14 protein-coding genes and 2 tRNA genes are annotated in these 18,226 nt (G+C 38.6%); 9 read left to right on the top strand and 7 right to left on the bottom strand.

What is annotated here, in order from left to right; translation table 11 throughout:
• Positions 1-3: 3 nt before the first annotated feature.
• The 4 genes from PKC55_RS06230 to dut are packed head-to-tail and all read right to left on the bottom strand — an operon-like array spanning position 4 to position 4,379.
• The gene (locus tag PKC55_RS06230; protein WP_291128877.1) at positions 4-1,305 is read right to left on the bottom strand and encodes a murein hydrolase activator EnvC family protein; all 1,302 of its coding nucleotides are present in this window, start codon (positions 1,303-1,305) and stop codon (positions 4-6) included.
• On the bottom strand, positions 1,302-2,147 hold the full coding sequence (lolB1, locus tag PKC55_RS06225; RefSeq protein ID WP_291128880.1) for a lipoprotein insertase outer membrane protein LolB1: 846 nt from the start codon (positions 2,145-2,147) through the stop codon (positions 1,302-1,304). The genes PKC55_RS06230 and lolB1 overlap by 4 nt, the downstream gene beginning before the upstream one ends.
• Complete coding sequence (locus PKC55_RS06220) at positions 2,144-3,925, bottom strand: tetratricopeptide repeat protein (RefSeq protein WP_291128883.1); 1,782 nt, start codon at positions 3,923-3,925, stop codon at positions 2,144-2,146. Before PKC55_RS06220 ends, lolB1 begins: the two co-directional genes overlap by 4 nt.
• Before the next feature lie 19 nt (positions 3,926-3,944).
• On the bottom strand, positions 3,945-4,379 hold the full coding sequence (gene dut, locus PKC55_RS06215; protein ID WP_006843835.1) for a dUTP diphosphatase: 435 nt from the start codon (positions 4,377-4,379) through the stop codon (positions 3,945-3,947).
• Positions 4,380-4,579: 200 nt separating this feature from the next.
• On the opposite strand from dut, the gene ribH reads away from it, so the two are divergent.
• From ribH to PKC55_RS06185, 6 genes are all read left to right on the top strand, one after another.
• On the top strand, positions 4,580-5,077 hold the full coding sequence (gene ribH, locus PKC55_RS06210) for a 6,7-dimethyl-8-ribityllumazine synthase (RefSeq protein WP_291128886.1): 498 nt from the start codon (positions 4,580-4,582) through the stop codon (positions 5,075-5,077).
• 35 nt (positions 5,078-5,112) lie between these two features.
• Positions 5,113-5,195, top strand: a tRNA-Tyr gene (locus PKC55_RS06205).
• 25 nt (positions 5,196-5,220) lie between these two features.
• A tRNA-Gly gene (locus PKC55_RS06200) sits at positions 5,221-5,293 on the top strand.
• Between the two features lie 605 nt (positions 5,294-5,898).
• The gene (locus PKC55_RS06195) at positions 5,899-6,027 is read left to right on the top strand and encodes a hypothetical protein (protein WP_324372312.1); all 129 of its coding nucleotides are present in this window, start codon (positions 5,899-5,901) and stop codon (positions 6,025-6,027) included.
• A gap of 11 nt (positions 6,028-6,038) precedes the next feature.
• On the top strand, positions 6,039-6,476 hold the full coding sequence (locus PKC55_RS06190) for a hypothetical protein (RefSeq protein ID WP_291128889.1): 438 nt from the start codon (positions 6,039-6,041) through the stop codon (positions 6,474-6,476).
• 167 nt (positions 6,477-6,643) lie between these two features.
• A complete protein-coding gene (locus PKC55_RS06185; RefSeq protein WP_135104594.1) occupies positions 6,644-6,985 on the top strand; it encodes a hypothetical protein in 342 nt (113 codons plus the stop codon).
• A 95-nt stretch (positions 6,986-7,080) separates the two neighbouring features.
• On the opposite strand, the gene PKC55_RS06180 is transcribed toward PKC55_RS06185, so the two are convergent.
• A complete protein-coding gene (locus PKC55_RS06180) occupies positions 7,081-8,331 on the bottom strand; it encodes an SGBP N-terminal domain-containing protein (RefSeq protein WP_291128891.1) in 1,251 nt (416 codons plus the stop codon).
• A gap of 404 nt (positions 8,332-8,735) precedes the next feature.
• Here PKC55_RS06180 and PKC55_RS06175 point away from each other — a divergent pair, with 404 nt between their 5' ends.
• Both PKC55_RS06175 and PKC55_RS06170 read left to right on the top strand, forming a co-directional pair.
• Positions 8,736-9,998, top strand: coding sequence for an ABC transporter permease (locus PKC55_RS06175; RefSeq protein WP_291128892.1), 1,263 nt, complete (start codon positions 8,736-8,738; stop codon positions 9,996-9,998).
• A 13-nt stretch (positions 9,999-10,011) separates the two neighbouring features.
• Positions 10,012-11,277, top strand: a complete 1,266-nt coding sequence (locus tag PKC55_RS06170) for an ABC transporter permease (RefSeq protein ID WP_291128894.1) — start codon at positions 10,012-10,014, stop codon at positions 11,275-11,277.
• 115 nt (positions 11,278-11,392) lie between these two features.
• Here the strand turns inward: PKC55_RS06170 and PKC55_RS06165 are convergent, their stop codons facing one another.
• Together PKC55_RS06165 and asnA are read right to left on the bottom strand one after the other, a co-directional pair.
• Positions 11,393-13,060: a nucleoside kinase gene (locus PKC55_RS06165; protein ID WP_291128896.1), complete on the bottom strand. Its 1,668-nt coding sequence runs from the start codon at positions 13,058-13,060 to the stop codon at positions 11,393-11,395.
• A 112-nt stretch (positions 13,061-13,172) separates the two neighbouring features.
• On the bottom strand, positions 13,173-14,210 hold the full coding sequence (gene asnA / locus PKC55_RS06160; RefSeq protein WP_291128899.1) for an aspartate--ammonia ligase: 1,038 nt from the start codon (positions 14,208-14,210) through the stop codon (positions 13,173-13,175).
• Between the two features lie 724 nt (positions 14,211-14,934).
• Here asnA and PKC55_RS06155 point away from each other — a divergent pair.
• Entirely contained in the window at positions 14,935-18,216 is a 3,282-nt protein-coding gene (locus PKC55_RS06155) for a SusC/RagA family TonB-linked outer membrane protein (protein ID WP_283686716.1), read from the top strand.
• Positions 18,217-18,226: the final 10 nt, after the last annotated feature.

The following is an 18,226-nucleotide window of genomic DNA, read 5'->3' as shown; positions in this document are numbered from 1 at the left end:
CCATTATCTTAGCCAAGGTTCAGGATTCATCTTGTTTGTACCTTGCCAGAGTTGGAAGTGCATTTGAGAGTAGCCCGTGTCGGGATCGGTATATACTTTACCCAACGACTGACCTGTTTTTACGGTATCACCTTGTTTTACATATATGCTCTGTATATTGCCATAGAAGGTGTAATAGTTTCCATGACGGACAATGATACAGGTATTATATCCCGGAATTGCGGCTACGTAAGTTACCTCGCCATTAAATACGGATTTGGCATCGGCTCCCGCTTGAGATCGGATGTCTATACCTCCGCTTGAGGTGGTTACATTCCATTTGCTGTGCTGGTGTGTACCAAAACGTGTGGTAATGGTTGCGTTTCCAGATATAGGGTAAGGAAGTCTACCTTTATTTGCCGCAAAGTTGTTCGATAATGTTATATTTTCGGGAGTAGAAGTGGCAACAGGAGTACGTGTTGTTGTTCTGCTTTCGCTCGATCTAGTCCGAGTCTTACTCTTATTATTCGTTGTCGCATTATTATTTTTCGCTGCTTCTGCACGCGCTTTTTCTTCAGCTATTCGTTTTGCTTCACGTTCCTGACGGGCTACCTCTTCGGCGATGAGCTTCGCTATCTGTCTGTCGAGGGCTTCGGCTTGATTTCTCTTCTGAGTCAGTATTTTTTGGAGGTCTTTCTGTTTGCTTTGTGCTTCGCTAACCTCTTGCTGATAATTTGTTTCTTCTTTCTTTAGCTTGTCTTGTTCCGAAGAGCGAAGGTTGATTAGCGTCACCTTTTCGGTCTTTACTTTCTTCAACGCTTCTTTTCTTTCTTTGAGCGTTTCGCTCTTTTCTTTTATCTCGTCAGCCTGCTGGCTTCTCCACTCCGAGTATTCTCTCAGATAACGCATTCTTCGGTACGACTCGGTGAGTGATTTGCCCGATAGGATAAACAGCAATTTGTTTTCTCCTTGCCTGTTGCGCTGCATGGCATCGATGGCTTTAGCGTAATTGGCTTGCTTTGCTTTCAGTTCGGCTTCGAGGATTACAATTTCCTTCCCTATTTGTATTTCTTCGGCAGAGATACCGCTCACCTCCTGTTCGAGAAGTCCTAATACTTTTTGGCGCGAAAATATTTGGTTCGAGATCAGCTTTATTCTGTCTAGCAGGTTTGTTGTCGTTTTCTTTGTTTCACGCAGTAGCTTGTCTGTGTTTGAAATCTCACGCAGGGCATCTTTCCTTTGCTGCTCCAGTTCTTTTATTTTGGCTGTTTGAGCAAAAGAAGAAATACTAATGACGAGTGTGAGTAAGAGAAGTGTTTTTCTCATTTCAATTTTATGTAAGCTCCTATAATATCTGAAAATCCAACTTTTTTATATTTAGAAGGAATCGATGTATCTACACTAAAGTCTTTATCTATATCCAGATTGTCGTATGAAATATTGATGTTGGCTTGTTTTTTTGCAAAGCTAACCTTTGCTTCCATATTTGTCGGGTATACATGGTTGTTGTCTTTGATAAAGTTGCTGTAATCCCATTGAATGGAAACATTCTTTTTCTCCTGACTGATAAGGGTAGATATAATTCTGTCGGACGCATCAACCTCGAAGTTATACAACAAATCGCTTTTACCTTTTGTTTGCATCAGGTACGTATCGTTTGTTGAGGTAACTTTAAACTTTCCGAAGTCTTTATTTACGACCTCTTTATATCCGGGAATAAATAACCTGTTGGTAAACAGTGCCTGAAGGTTGTAGTAATTGAAGTCGAAGCCTGCAACGACTTTCGAGTCTTTGTATCGTTCGGCCATGTATTGTTTTTTTAGGCGGTCTATGATAACTATACTGTCGGGCGTGAAGTTGATACGCATAGCCTCTCCTCCTATAAACGGTATTCGTACCGAAGCCTGAAGTATACTATCTTTTATTATTTTAAATACCGCAGGAACTTTTTGAGACGATTTGCCCGATTTGAACTCGATGCTGCCCTTTGTGGTCAGCGTTTTATAATCGAGCTCCGATTTCAGGGCGTCGGCAATCACTTCATTGTTGTTCTTCTCGGCCAATGTGCCTCCTGTAGTCAGTGTCTTTTTCGATCCGCAACTGCTGATTGCAAAAGGTATTGCCAGAGTGACAAATGCTATAAGTATATATCTGTTGGATAGTTTCATTTTTCGACAAAGTAAGTTTTTGTTTCAATTTTTTTGTCCAGCGTTTTCGATTTGCTGTCACCTTTCTCTTTTGCCTTTATCCAGTATTCCAGTGCTTTTTCGGTCTCTCCGGTTTTGTATAGTACATCGCCGTAATGCTCGAGTACTTCACTGCTGATTTCTGTCTTTTTTTCTTCGCTATACTTTATGGCGTTTTCGATATATATTTTTGCCATTGTGTAAGCTCCTTGCTCAAACAATACCCATCCGTAGGTATCCAAATAGGTAGGGTTTGTTGGTTCTGCTTTTACTGTAACGCTACTCATTCTCTCTGCCTTGTCCAAGTTTTTTCTGGCTACGGAAAGGAAATAGCTATAATTATTGAGCACACCCATGTTGTTAGGGTTATACTCTATCGCTTTGTCGTAGGTAAGGAATGCACTGTCGAGCTTGTTTAGGTGGTAATACAAGTCACCTATTTGCCCGTAGAAGTCGGATAGAAGAGATACGTTTTCTTCGTCTACATATACCACTCCTTTTTGCAGTGTTTCCAGCGCAGTATTATAATCATCTTTCATATACTCCGAAATACCCAAGTAGAAGTAAAACTGAGGTTGTTCGGGGTTGTATGATATGGCTTGCTTACAAACTCTGATTGTCATGTCTAAGCTATCAGGAAATGCTGTGCTCAGCAGTTGTTCCCATCCTACAGGATTGGTGGGGTTGGCTTCTGCAAATAGCTGATATTGGAATCGTGCTTCGTCTTTTTTGTTTTGCATCATCAGCAGATTGCCATACATAAGGTTCAGCTTCGGCTCTTGCGGATGTTGTACCATCAACGAGTCGAACAGTTGATTGGCTACCTTTGTGTCCTGTCTGTTTTGCTGCAAAGTGCCTACATACTGAGCCAGAATAGCTAACTTGGTGTCGATTTCCATCTTGCGGCTCATAAGGGCTGTATGAAGTTCTTCTTCGGCTGCCTCTTTGTTGTTTGTTCTTTCGTAATATTCAGCAAGTGACGATATCAGATAAGGATCTTCGGGGTCGATGGATTTTGCTTTGCTGTAGACCATGTACGCCTCATTATTTTTCCCCGCTTGTAAGTATAAGTTGGCAAGCAATATCTGATATTTTATTTCGTACGGATATTTGTCTATATACTTTTGTATTTCTGCAAAAGCCTTGCTCTCTTGTTTTATTGCTGTATACAGTTGGTACTTATGCAGGCTGATCTTTTCGTTCAGTCCTACTATTTGCTCCAGCTTGTCGAGGGTCGATATCGCCTTGTGTATGTTTCCATCCTGGCGATAGGCTTCCGACAGATATACATATAAGTCCGAGTTGTCGGGGTTGGATACAAGAAGCTTTTCGAACTGTTCTATAGCGTCGCTATATTGCTTAAACTCTAAGCAAAGGCTTGCATAGGCCATGTTGTAATAGAAGTTGCTTCCGTCGTAGCTTGTAGCCTTACGATAAAAATCCAACGCCTTATTTTTATTATCCAGCGAATTGTAATAGTTACCCAATTCGTAATACACATTGGCATTGGTAGAGTCGATAGCCAAGCAGTATCCCAAAAGGTCGAATGCCGAATCAAATTTACTTGTCGCTTTGGCATTCATAGCCTCGTGAAAGTAATAGTCAAATTTACGCTTGTCATCTTCCGACAGTTTAGCCATCGGCAGGTCTTGAGCTTGAGATACGACACTGTTTTTGACAGTCTTCTTCTGTGCCGATAGATCGGAGAATGCTGAGACAACAAATAAGAAGAGAAGGACGCTGTATATAGTTCTTTTCATATAAGAATATAGTTCTTTTTTATTTTTTTCCTGTGTGCCCAAATCCTCCGTCGCCACGCTCAGTCTCACTGATTGAGTCCACTTCTTCCCATACTACTTGCGCATGCTGGGCTATAACCATCTGGCAAATTCGTTCACCATTGTTTATAACAAAGTTGTCGTTGGATAAGTTGACTAAGATAACGCGGATTTCGCCCCGATAGTCGGCATCTATTGTTCCCGGAGAGTTAAGTACGGTCAATCCGTGTTTAGCTGCCAATCCGCTGCGAGGGCGTATTTGCGCTTCGTAGCCCTGTGGGAGCTCCAGATAGAGCCCTGTAGGAACCATCGTTCTTTCGAGGGGTTTTAGTGTGATCGGATTTTCTATATTAGCCCTGAGGTCTACTCCTGCTGAATAAGGGGTGGCATACTCGGGAAGGGGATGTTGCGATTTATTTATGATTTTTACTTTCATTGCAATGATTTGTAATACCTTATTATATAGTGTGCGAAATTAGTTAAATCTTTGCAATCTACTTCGCTAATTGATAAAAATTAAGAATTAAAGAAGTTGTTTAAAGTTTTTAGATAAAGCTTTTGATGGATAAAGCTTTTTTGAGTTTTGGATATTTGTTTACAATCGGTATCTTTGCAGCCTAACAAAATATATAAAAAATGGCAACAGCATACCATAATTTATCATCGTACGATCCGGCTACAGTGCCCAGTGGAGCAGAAATGACAGTCGGTATCGTGGTATCGGAATGGAACGAGAATATAACAAAGCCTTTGCTTGACGGAGCGTATAGCACATTGAAGAAGCATGGGGTGAAAGAAGAAAATATTCTGATCGACTTTGTTCCGGGAAGTTTTGAGCTTGTTTTTGGCGCAAAACATCTGGCAGAAAATAAGCCGGTGGATGCCGTTATCGTTATCGGATGCGTAGTAAGAGGAGATACTCCACATTTTGACTATGTATGCAGTGGCGTAACTCAAGGTATCGCAGATATGAATATTCGCTATGATATTCCATTCATATTCGGACTTTTAACTACCGACGACATGCAGCAGGCTATAGACCGTGCCGGAGGCAAGCATGGTAACAAAGGGGATGAATGCGCAATAACTGCGATAAAAATGATAGATTTTTACCGCAGAAATTTGGAGGAATAAATAAAAGTATTACCTTTGTATCCGCAAAGCAAAAAGGGCAGTTACCAAAGCGGCCAACTGGGGCTGACTGTAACTCAGCTGACTTACGTCTTCGGAGGTTCGAATCCTTCACTGCCCACTTTTTGAGATGCAAATTATACATTGCGGAAGTAGCTCAGTTGATAGAGCATTAGCCTTCCAAGCTGAGGGTCGCGGGTTTGAGCCCCGTCTTCCGCTCTGATAACAGAAAAGCAATTACAGAAATGTAGTTGCTTTTTTTGTCCTAAAAAAATACTGCTTTTAGGTGTAAAGTTAGCAGGGTATTGTAAGAACGTTAACACAACCACGATTATGGGTATTGAGATTGTACATGAATTTTACAAAAAGCAGATCGCTTACTACAGAAGTGTGAATAAAGTTGTCAATGGTTCTGTCTACAGAAATTCTTCCAATATATCAAATTCAGTATTTAAATAAGGGGGGGGGTATGTCTTCTGTTTGGAGATGTGACTTTTTGTGTGAAATTGCAAGCAAAATAAAGAATTATAAGGAAGCGTATAGCCAACTATTTGTTCATTAGTGAATATTGATATGATAATTTAACAAATTCGTTTTTTATCGAAACTATTGATTTGAAATATTTTGAAGGGTCGCGCATTTCGTCTAAATTTGTGTTAATTCTAATCTGTCAGCGGATTGTATTGGGATTATATAGATTTTAAACGAGAAGTGTTAAGGTATTATCCCATATTCGGAAAATCGCCAAATTTTAATCGCATAGGGGTAGTAGCAATTGGCTCTCACGTTCATTTGGTTTATACGTTTTTTAGTATGAATTATATATGAGCGTGGGGTTAGTTGTCTATCTATGCGATGGGTGTTTGGCGATACCTCTGAATGTGATAGTACGGCTGATTCCCACGCTTCCATATATATTTATCCTGTCTTTCGAAGGGAACAGAAAGGCGTAAATAAAATAAAAATGGACATTAAAAATGAATTCTACAATTGTTTACAAGAGAGAGGTTTATTTCCTGAGTGTCATGTTGATCGCTTTATCACTTTTATTTATAACGGAAATACATTTAGTATTCGTCCGCTTCATAATGTTGTTGGAGCCGATATCGAGAATGTAGTTTGTATACCTTTAGAGACTGAAATGTTCAGCCTGATCCTTTATAACCTGCATAGCTACGAACTACCCGAAGACAAGAGAGAGGAGATGCTTAATATTGCAGCAAATATTAATTTGAAATATAAAGGTATTAAAACAATTCTGGGTATCGATGACGATTGTCATGTTGAAATTCATCTGCAATTATTGAATAGTTTTTCGCGAGAATTGAAGAATAATTTGGAGAAAATTCTTGATAACATGATATTGGCGAATAATGAAATTTCCGGATTGTTAGAATCATAATAATATAATCCCAAGAGGGTTTGTTATATCTTATAAGAATCAAAACAAACTGAAAGGATAAATTCTTGTTTGTTATTTTTCTTACTATATTTTTAAAACTTTTACATTTAAACCTTTTCTTCGTATTTTTGTCTTAATAACAAGGATACATCATAAAAATACATGCTATGAAAAGGATACTACTGAATAAATTCTTCCTGTTTATTTTATTCTGTACGGTTGCTCTATGTTCTTGTGGAGTGTGGAGTTTAGACTCGAAAGTAAAACAACTCAGATTGGGTATGACCAAGCAAGAGGTTGTGAATGTGTTGGGTACGAGCTATACACACCTTGAGGCTGTTGCGGTTCCCGAGGGTGACTTGGAGACAATTGCATACTCCGACAACTTGTATGGAAATAGCTATACAATTCGTTTTCTGAATGATAAATTAGTAGAATGGTTTGCCGGTACTCCCAATAGGACTCCTGTACCTGTTGTTGTGCCTGTGCCTCATTCCGGGCATAATTAATTGTATGCGATGCGGACTTAGCTTCAATAGCTAAGTGTTAAGGACATATCAAAAGCGATTACATTTTTGGTTTGCAATCGCTTTTGTTGTATTTATTATTCGTAGAAGAAACTGACGCTTGTTTTTACACCTTCACTTGTATAAGAATAGTGGTAGAGGTTGTATGTGATGTTGTATTGATTTTTATAATTTATTGTTTCTTTGAGTTGTCCGTCTTTGGTGTATGTAGTTACAGAGGTAATCTGCTGAGGATTTGCCTTGGCTGGTGATACTGTAAACAGAGATAACCATTGTTGCTTGAAACTGTCTTTAAATGCACCGTTTCTGTTTTCGAAAGTCATTGTTTCGAAGTCTCCGTTTGCGTGCGTATACTTTATTATATTCCCCTGTTTGTCATATTCAAATTTTTCGGTATCTCCATTGCTTTTTGTATACTCGGTTACTTTTCCCCAATCATTCAATTTTATTTTAGATACCGCATTTGTTGCTTTATCAGTGAGGTTAACCGTCTTATTGTCGGGATAGGTAACATTCAGATCGGATATAACACTTATTACTTCCGGCTCGTTTTCTTCAGTAATGAGTATCTCACTTACTTTTCCCTTGTCGTAGATAAATTTGGTTATAAGTCGTGGTGCTGAATGCCCGGTGGCATACTCTTGTATTTCTCTTGCCCAGTTGTATGAAAAATAATAGCGGGTTGACTCTTTATCCACTGTTTCTATCATTGTAGCTACTGCAACGGGGGTGGCTCTTGAAATAGCATCATATATTGTAACCACATACTCAACCTTGCTGCCGTCTTCTGCTGTAACAGTATATTTTACAGGATTCGTAAAGTCAACTTCTGTTCCCGAAGCAGGATATATTGTTGCACCTTCCGACACGGTTATTGTAGGCGTTATTTTAGCCCAATCTGTATCCACAGGAACTTCGGCGTCTACCGTGTTTTTTTGCCAATCCACGTCGCCTGAGTTCTGACCGATCTTGAAAACAAGGATGTATTTATCTGATGATTTTGCCGTGGTTATCGTCACAAGATACTCTTGCTGAGAGCCATCCTCTGCCGTTACTGTGTATTTTACAGGATTGGTGAAATCCAGTTCCATATCTGAATTCGGGCTGACGGATGATTTGGGCGATACTTTAATCGTTGGCTTTATCTTTTTTAAGTCATTTCCCTTCGGCAGTGTTAGACTTACAGTTTTATTTGTTTGGTCTATTGTAGCTTCTATAGCGTTTACACTAAAAGCTCGGATCTCTTTAATGTTACTTTGGGTATCGTCATCGCAGGCTGTAGCTGTTGCAATCAATAATATCAGATACAAGATTTTTTTTAGTCCCATGATTAGAAAATTTAAATTTTAGAGGTATTAGGCTCTGCTAATTTCTATATGCTTAATTCTCAATTAGCGGTTAGGTTGTCGGGTACTTTTGTGTATCTGACATGAACGATGGTTATGCAAATTTAAAACTTTAAGGTTGTTTAGCGAACTATTTGTATGTTTATTTTTATTGTAATTTTCGAATTTGATAAAGCATAATCGTACAAAGTGTCCGAAATCGAACACTGATTTATCGTTTATTTATTTGTTTATTAGGTGTTTATATTTTTGGCAGGACGTTTGATTGTATACTTTGAAATAAATATATCGACCGATGATTAAGTAATAATGTATGAGGATAAATATAAGCAACTCTATTTTGTTGTTCGTTTTACAGAGCAGTAATAAAATAAAAAGCATTGAGTATGTATAAGCAGTATTTTAAACAAGCAATCGCCGGGCTGAGGGAAAATCCTCTAGTAGGCTTTTTTACTATTTTGGGTACTGTTTTAGCTGTAGCCACAATGATGATTTTGGTCTTGACTTATCAGATAAAAACGGCTTCTTTTTCACCGGTTTCGGAACGAGATAGAATGCTTTATATAGACGTAATAGAAGGTCTTAATAAAGATAATGTAGGGTATAGTGGAGGCGGAATGGGATATAATATCGTGCAGCAGTGTTTTTATAAAATGACAACTCCGGAGCTAGTGACAGCTGTTACCTCTAGTGTGACACAAAAGCAAGCCTCGGTTCAGGGCAATAAAAAGATCAGGGAATGTGATGTAAGAGGAACGGATGTAAACTTTTGGAAAGTATTCGATTTCCATTTTATAAACGGAACCTCTTATACAGAGTCAATGTTTGCTTCGGCTATGCCGGTAGCCGTGATAAGCGATAAAGTGGCACGAGAATTTTTCGGAACAACAGATGTTGCCGGTAAAACCATACAATTAGACTATGTCGATTATAAAGTCTTAGGAGTTGTAGCTTCTGTAAGTGATGCCGTAAGTGAAGCCTATGGTGAAATCTGGACTCCTTATTCGCTGAATGATGAGGTGATGAAAGCTGACTTTGCCGAAGGGATAGGTGGTGAGTTTCACGTATTTATGTTAGCTAAATCTAAGAGTGATTTTGATGCCATACGCCAAGAAGCCCAAAGTAGGGTGGCTACTTTTAATTCGGGACAGAAAGAATTCAAAGCCAATATATGGAAGCAACCTATTACGAGTATTCAGCGCATGTTTTACTATGTGCAGGGCGACCATCTGGATGGCAATTTCTCGGGAATGCTCTCGCTTGCTGCTTTATTTCTTTTCTTGCCTATATTTAACCTCTTGGGTATTATGTTTTCTCAAATAAAAAAGCGAAGCCCCGAGATTGGGTTGAGAAAGGCTTTTGGTGCAACATCTACAAAGATTATCGGGCAACTTATTATAGAGAATTTTGCAATCACCTTTATCGGAAGTGTTATTGGGGTGGGGGTGTCTATCTTATTCTTATATATGGCAAAAGATAGTTTGTTGGGGTATCCCGATGTTAACGTGCATTGGTCTATGATTCTGAAACCTACTCTTTTTTTTGCCGCCATATTAGTTTGTCTGCTCATTAATATCCTGTCTACCATCTTGCCTGCATGGAGAATAGCCAAAGCAGAAATCGTAGAGTCATTAAATACTGAGAATTAAAAAACAATTAACGATGATAAAGAATCTTTTTAAACAAATATGGATAGAGCGTCGGCATAATGGTTGGCTGATATTGGAGTTGATTGTTGTGTTTCTCTTTCTGCTGCTTATGTCCGACTTTTTGTATGTCAGGGCTAAAAACTATCTGGAACCTAAAGGCTTTGATATAGATAATACTTATGTGCTGAAACTAAAAGCACTATCCCCTATTGCCCCTAATTATGTTGCGCCCGAGCAGATTACACAAACCCCAACGGAATCATTACTCAGCTTGCTGGATAGGATAAAATTATATCCCGATGTAGAAGCTACGGCAATATCTTTTCATTCGGCGCCTTACTCGATGGGAGGTGTGTGGGCCTCGTTGAAAGTGGATTCTGTTATCACAAAAGCTATTCGCAATAGGTATGTCACTCCTTCTTACTTTGATGTATTTCGTATCCGTACAGCTGATGGTAAGCCTATTCGGGTTCAAGAAAGCGGGCAGAATCAAATTATTCTGACACAGGATATTGCAGAGCAGCTCTATGGGAGCGCAAATGCTGCCATAGGAAGGGATGTTTTTTTTCCCGAAGAGGGAGGTCGAGGAACGAATCCCAACCGGGTTATAGCTGTTAGTAGCATAATGAAGCGTCAGGAGTTTTTCCCATACGAGGGGGCTTTCTTTGAGATTATAACAAATTCAAGGCTCGAAGATTGGAGCAAAGACAATGATGTAACCAGAGTTGATATTTCTATTCGTGTTAAGTCGGGAAGTGCTCAGCATTTTCAGGATAATTTTCAGAATGAGATGGGCGACCGTCTGCGAGAAAATAATCTTTATGTAGCGTCTGTTACACCTTCTTCTAAGTTTAGAGAGGATGTTGTAGGAAAAGAAATCAGGGAGTCTATCCTGCCTATGGTTTATGTCGTCGTTTTTGTGCTTATTACTGTGTTTCTGGGTGTTTTCGGAACATTCTGGTTGCGAACATATCAGCGTCGAAGTGAGATTGGTATCCGTATGGTGGTAGGAGCAGATAAGGGAAAAGTGCGTCTCCATATGATATTGGAGGGGTTGTGCCTGATGTCTTTGTCTATCCTTCCCGCATTTATTGTGTATATAAATATGCTTATCGGTGATGTGTTAGACGTTTGGCGAGTTCCTGTTTCTATCGAGCGTATATTGATTGCGTTGGTAGTTGCGCTGATGGTGATGATATTAATTATTGTAGCGGGGATATTGTGGCCCGCCAATCGGGCAGCTTCTATACAGCCTGTTGAGGCTTTGAGAGCTGACTAGGTATTGGAATTTAGATTGCATTGATCATAAAAATAGTCGCAAAAGAGAATGTATTCATTTAAAATGACAAAGTAAGTAATACTATTCTTCCTTTTGCGACTCTTTATTTTATATCCTAATACTTGAAGCTGCTTCCTCCAAGAAACTCCCTCAATAAAGATGTAGGAGGTAATTCTTTGTCGTTGATGTAGTTGAAGTATCTCAGGAATTTAAGTAGCCGGTGGGCTTCCGCATATTCGGGTGCGCTGTTGGGTACTTGCATCAATACAGGTTCTGCATGACGGCGCAGTGCTGCCAGTTCGTACATCATAGCCGAATTGAACATTACATCAGCATTTTCCTGATATGGGAAAATCCATTTATCCTCACCTCTGCGTACGCTCTGCCAACGCGAAATCGTGTCGATTGCCGAATAGCTTCGGTATTTGTAGTCGCGTATGAGTCTGCGCAATAGTCGGTTATCTGCCGTTGGTATCCAGTTGTGGTTGTCTAACGAAATGGTAGTGAGGGCAGATACATATATCTTATATTTCTGGTTGTCAGGTATATCTCTTGTCAGTTCGGGGTTAAGTCCGTGAATGCCTTCGATTACAAGGATTGAGTTTTCTTCAAGCAGGAGTTTGTCTCCTTTATACTCTCGTTTTCCCGTTGTGAAGTTGAATGTCGGTAAATCTATTTCCTCCCCTTTCAGTAATTTCTGAAGGTCTTCATTAAACTTAGCTATATCCAACGCATATAGCGATTCGAAGTCATAATCTCCATCTTCGTCCAAAGGGGTTAATTCCCTATCTACAAAATAATTGTCGAGCGATAGTCCTACCGGCTTTAAGAGATTTACCATCAACTGTACTTCCAGCCGCATTCGGAATGTTGTTTTTCCCGACGATGAAGGACCGGATATAAGTGCTACCTTGACACCCTCTTTTGCCCGTGCAGCTATTTCGGTAGCAATATTTGCTATCTTCTTCTCCTGATAGGCTTCCGATACCTTTATGATATTAGGCATTGTACCCATCTTATTCGCTTTGTTCATATCGCCCACATTGTCGAGCCCAATGATATTCAGAAACTTGAGATGCTCTTTGTATACATTGTACATTTTATCTTGCGAAATGACAGGTTCTAGTTCAATCGGGTTGCTTCGGTTTGGTACACGTAGCAACAAGCCATCATTGTAGAGTTCGAGCCCGAAGAGGTGAATATATTTTGTAGAAGGTACGAGGCATCCGTAAAAATAGTCGACCGATCCGTTGAGCCTATAATATTTGGAGTATAATTCTCCCGAACTTTCGAGAAGTAAGGCTTTGTCTTCAAATCCCCTGTTTCGGAACATTTTTACTACCTTATCGGTTTCTTCCTCAACGGCTTCGAAGCGCATATCGGCCTCGATATATTGTTGCATTTTTGTCTTTATGGCCACTATTGCTTTTTCGTCGATCGTACCCCGGTCACTGATCTTGCAAAAGTAACCCAGCGATATGGGATGCTCGATATAAAGCTGAGCTTCGGGGAAAGTTTCGGAAACAGCTTTTGCCAGCAGAAAGCAAAGCGAGCGTACATAAGCCCGCATGCCCGATGGGCTTGTTAGGTCTACAAAGGTTACCGTTTTGTTGTGATACACGCAATAGTCTAGAGGCTCGGTTTTATTATTGACTTTTGCGTTTACGATGGTAGATTCTGACTTGACGTCAAAGCCTTCCAGTATTTTTATAAGATTGCTTCCTGCAGGAAAGTCCTCATATGTATTTGTGTTTGTACAAAAAATCGTTACTTTTTTCTCCATAATCTGAATGTAAGTTATAAACATATCGAAGGATGTTCTTCGTTATAAAAAACATCCTCCAGATTATAAAGTTAAGTAAAAATATTTATTTAAAAAACATGCCTGTGCAGAACTATATTAATGGCATGCCCAGCTTTAGTGCTTCAGAGCACATTTCTTTAGGCCATAGTCCGGCTTGTATCTCTCCGATATGCCCTTTTCTGAGGTAGAACATACATAGTCGCGATTGTCCTATTCCTCCACCTATCGATTGTGGAAGCTCTCCGTTTAGCAAACGCTTGTGGAAATAAAGTTCTTTTCTCGATTCCTGACCTGATATTTCAAGTTGCTCCAATAGTACTTCTCTATTTACACGTATTCCCATCGATGACAGCTCCATGCCTTGTTCCAAAACAGGATTCCATACGATAAGATCTCCGTTCAGTCCTTTATATCCGTTTTCGGATTTGGTAGTCCAGTCGTCATAGTCGGGAGCTCGCCCATCGTGTGGTTTTCCGTTGCTTAGTGCTCCACCAATACCAATGATGAATACGGCTCCGTATTCTTTTGCTATTTTGTTTTCTCTCTCTTTTACAAGGAGATCCGGATACATTTGCAATAACTCTTCTGCATGTATGAACTTTATGTTGCAAGGCAAAATAGGAGTGATAGTAGGGAATATTTCATATACTAAATACTCTGTTCTTACCAATGCAGCATATATTCTGTTTACAATTTGTTTCAAGAATTCTAAGTTTCGGTTTTCGGGAGACATAACCATTTCCCAATCCCACTGATCTACATATAGTGAATGCAGATTGCCCAGCTCTTCGTCTGCCCTGATGGCGTTCATGTCTGTATATATGCCAAAGCCTTCATTTATATTGTAGTCGGCTAGGGTCAATCGTTTCCATTTGGCTAATGAATGAACTATTTCGGCACGCTCGTCACCCATGTCTTTTATCGGGAAATTTACAGCTCTTTCTACGCCGTTGAGGTCATCGTTGATGCCCATCCCTTTGAGAACGAACAAAGGAGCTGTAACCCTTCTTAAGCGTAATTCGGAAGATAGATTTTGTTGGAAAAAATCTTTAATCTGCTTGATGCCCATCTCTGTTTGCTGTAAATCTAAGAGAGCATGATAGTGTTTGGGTTTAATTAAGTAGCTCATTTTTATTAATTTGCCTATTTACGTGTTAAATGATTTGCAAAGTTAGGCTTTTTGTGTTAATGTGAAAATTTTATGGGCTTAAAATATGCATTTTGATCGTTTTGATGGTCTGTTATTATTTTCTTTGTGAAGAGTTTATCGTTAAATTATCTTACACTATTTTCTATATATTCTTAATATTGCGTCGAATAGACAATTCTGTCTTATGTCGATATTGTCTTTGTTTTTGCTTGTTCACTTACTTTATATATTATGCGTTAGTAATCTCGTGTATATTTGTTGTTTGAACTTTATTTAGATAAATTTGTTTAATTTTTGTACTATATACGAAGTCGATATAGTGCTATCAACTTGTCGAAATCTTGTCAGTTTTAATGAAATTTAACTTCTATTTTTGTGTTTGTAAGTTGATCTTAAATAATTGTCTCAAAATGTTAAGATGCTTTATTTTGATAATTAGCTGTTGTATTGTTTTTATACAGGAATAAGCATTGGAGAGGTGGTTTAAGAAAGTTGTACCAAATGTAGTATAGCTTTATTCTTAAGAAGACATTGTGACTAGTAGTTTTATTAAATATGAAAACAGCATGTGGGTGAAATTGTTTTCGTTAAATAAAATCGGATAACCTTTTTGTATTGCTTATTTAGAAGCTTACTCAGAGCTTTTGAGCAATCAATTTTATTACTTCTTTATTATTAGTGAGGAACTTTAATTTTTTTTATTATGAATGATTACCTAAAGGAAAGGAAAGTTGGTAAGGGCATATTCAGAATATTGCTTTTGTGCAGTATTTTACTTTGTTCTTTTACCATTGTTCAAGCTCAGACAATTACGGGTGTCGTAAAAGATGCTAACAATGAGCCTATTATTGGAGCGAGTGTTGCCGTGAAAGGTACTACTACAGGTACTTTGACCGACACAGAAGGGAACTATAAAATATCAGCAGGGTCTAACTCTGTTTTGGTATTTTCATTTATTGGTTATACTTCGAAAGAGGTGTCGGTAGGTTCTCAAAAAGTTATAAATGTAACTTTAGAGGAAAGTAGTCAGCAATTGGATGAGGTTGTTGTAACGGCTTTAGGAATGAGCCGCGATAAAAAAGCTCTAGGGTATGCTGTAACAGAATTGAAAGGAGACGAAATATCTCGTACCAACTCTGTTAGCCCGGTAGCTGCTTTGCAAGGAAAAGTTGCAGGGGTTCAGATTAATATGGGTTCTAGCGGTCCACAGTCTTCAAGTAGAATATTAATTCGTGGTAACTCATCTTTGGGTAAGAACAATCAGCCTATTTTTGTTATCGATGGAGTAATTATAGACAATGATATCACTGATGGTGTAGAGTGGGGGCCAGGTATGGACTTTGGTAATGACCTGAAAAACTTAAACTCAGACGATTTTGAATCGGTTTCGGTTCTAAAAGGTGCTGCCGCAACAGCTCTTTATGGATCTCGTGCCGCAAATGGTGTTGTGTTGATTACAACTAAAAAAGGTAAGCAAGGGGAAGGTTTAGGTATATCCGTTTCTCAATCTATGATGTGGGATAAGGCTTATAGCTTTCCTAAATACCAAAATGTTTTTGGCCCGGGTATTAATTCGGCTTGGGGTTTGAAGTCTGATGGCTCAGAAGATCGTACAGCTAATGATAATGGCATGAACTTTGGTCCAAAGTATGATAATCTCCCTTATACACATGAAGGATATGAGACTTTGTATACAGCACGTCCAAATAACGTGAAGCAAATGTATCAGACCGGTAACTATTCTAATACTAACGTCGCTATACAAGGGGGAGATGCTAAAAGTTCTTTCCGTACATCGTATTCTCATCTAGCTTCTGAAGGTATTACTTTCAATAATAACTACAAGAGAAACAGTTTTAGTATAAATGCTAGCAGAGAGATTAGTAAATATGTAAAAGCTGAAGGAGGTGTATCTTGGGTTCAATCAGATACTAAAAACCCTACTTATCAGGGAGGTAATAAGTCTCCTCTATATGACTTTATGTACAGAGTAAACCGCGATTTTGATACAAAATATTGGCTTCAAAATTATCGCAACTCGAAGGGTGACGGATACAATTCTACAGACCCTTACGGATATAATGGTTATCTATGGGATATGCTTGAAAACGAATATCGTCAGAAAGAAGATAATATAAGAGGAAATTTAAAATTTGACTTTAAAATAACAAGTTGGTTAACGGCAAAGCTATCCGGAGATTTTAACAAGTTATTAACTACCAGAGAAAATAAGATATTAGCTTTGGGTAGTAAAAATTACGAAGGTGCTGAGTATAGACTAAATCAAAACAGAAAAGATCAGTACTCATTGACTGCAATGTTATCGGCTACTAAGAATTTCGGTGATTTTGGATTCAACGGATCTGCAGCTGTAGAACAATGGGATACCAGAGGTTCTTATTCTAAAGGTGTGACAAATGGAGGTTTGCGTGTGCCAGGAAAATTTGATATTACGAACACTGTAAATCCTGCAACCCAATCATCAAGATCAAACTATAATAGAAAAAGGATTAATAGTGTGTACGGTTTTGTAAATATGGACTGGAAAAATCAGGTGTATCTTGATATTACAGGACGTAATGACTGGTCTTCAGCTCTTATGTATCCTGACGGATCTGGAAACGTATCATATTTTTATCCATCGGTAAGTGCTTCTTGGTTGGCTACAGAGTCTCTTAAAGGTATTCTGCCAACAGCAGTGTCGTTTGCAAAATTAAGAGCTTCTTATGCTATTGTGGGTAATGATACAGATCCTTATGCAACAAGCAAAGGTTATTATATGATAAACGAAGGTTATCCTGTATATACTTTAGGTGGTACTAAGATTAATAATCCATACTATGTGTTTGATACAAATGTTCTTCCAAATCCTGATTTGAAACCGGAAAAACAACACTCTATAGAATTAGGTGCAGATATCAAATTTATAAATAACCGTTTTGGAATTGATATTACTTGGTATAAAACGAATACAAAGAATCAGATTTTACCAATTAATACAGCACTAGAAACAGGTATGACTGATAAGCTTATCAATGCCGGTAATATTCAAAACTCTGGTTTTGAAATCGCATTGAGTGCAACACCAATAGAGTCAAAAGATCTAAAATGGGATATGACTGCTACCTTTACCAGAAATAAAAATAAAATAGTTGAATTAGCTCCTAATGTACCTATTTTCCCAATTGAATATAATGGTATGGATGCTCATGCTTATGCGAGTGTAGGTGGATCTTATGGTGATATATATACAGATTATGCATTTAAACGTAATGATAAGGGAGAGAAGGTTTTAAATGAGAGTGGAGCATGGCAGAGAGCTGGCGTACGTACAAAAATAGGATCTTTACAACCTAAGTTCTTAGCAAGCTTTAGTACTACAGTTCAATATAAGAGTATTGTATTGAATGTATTACTTGATGCACGTTATGGTGGTGATATTCTTTCAGCTACTTATAACTATGGTATGGCTTCTGGAGCTATCGCTTCTTCTTTGAACGGACGTAGTGAAGAATACGGAGGTTTGGCTCGCAAATTGGCTGATGGACGTACAGTATATGATGGAATGATTCCTGATGGAGTTTTTGCTGCAGGTATTACTAAAAATGGACAAGATGTCGGTGGCATGTCTTACCGTGAAGCTTACGAGAAAGGATTAGTCGGACCGATTGCTGCACATCAATACTACGATAATCTTTATAGCTGGGGAACTGGAATACGTGAAGCTTCTCGTTTCGAATGTTCTTATGTAGCAGTACGTGAAATATCCATTAGTTGGGATATTCCAAGAAAATGGTTGCAAAAAGTTTATGTAAAAAATGCAGCATTTAGCTTAGTCGGACGTAACTTAGGCTACATCTATAATAGTTTACCTGACAATATTAATCCGGATGTAACGTCTACAAACCGCAGTACTCAGTTTGTAGAACTAGGTGGTTCTCCTCTTACAAGAAGCCTAGGGTTTAAGCTTAATATTGGTTTTTAATGATAAAAAA

This window comes from Dysgonomonas sp. (genome assembly GCF_035323175.1).
Classification (GTDB): domain Bacteria; phylum Bacteroidota; class Bacteroidia; order Bacteroidales; family Dysgonomonadaceae; genus Dysgonomonas.
This window is presented reverse-complemented; position numbering and strand designations above follow the sequence as displayed.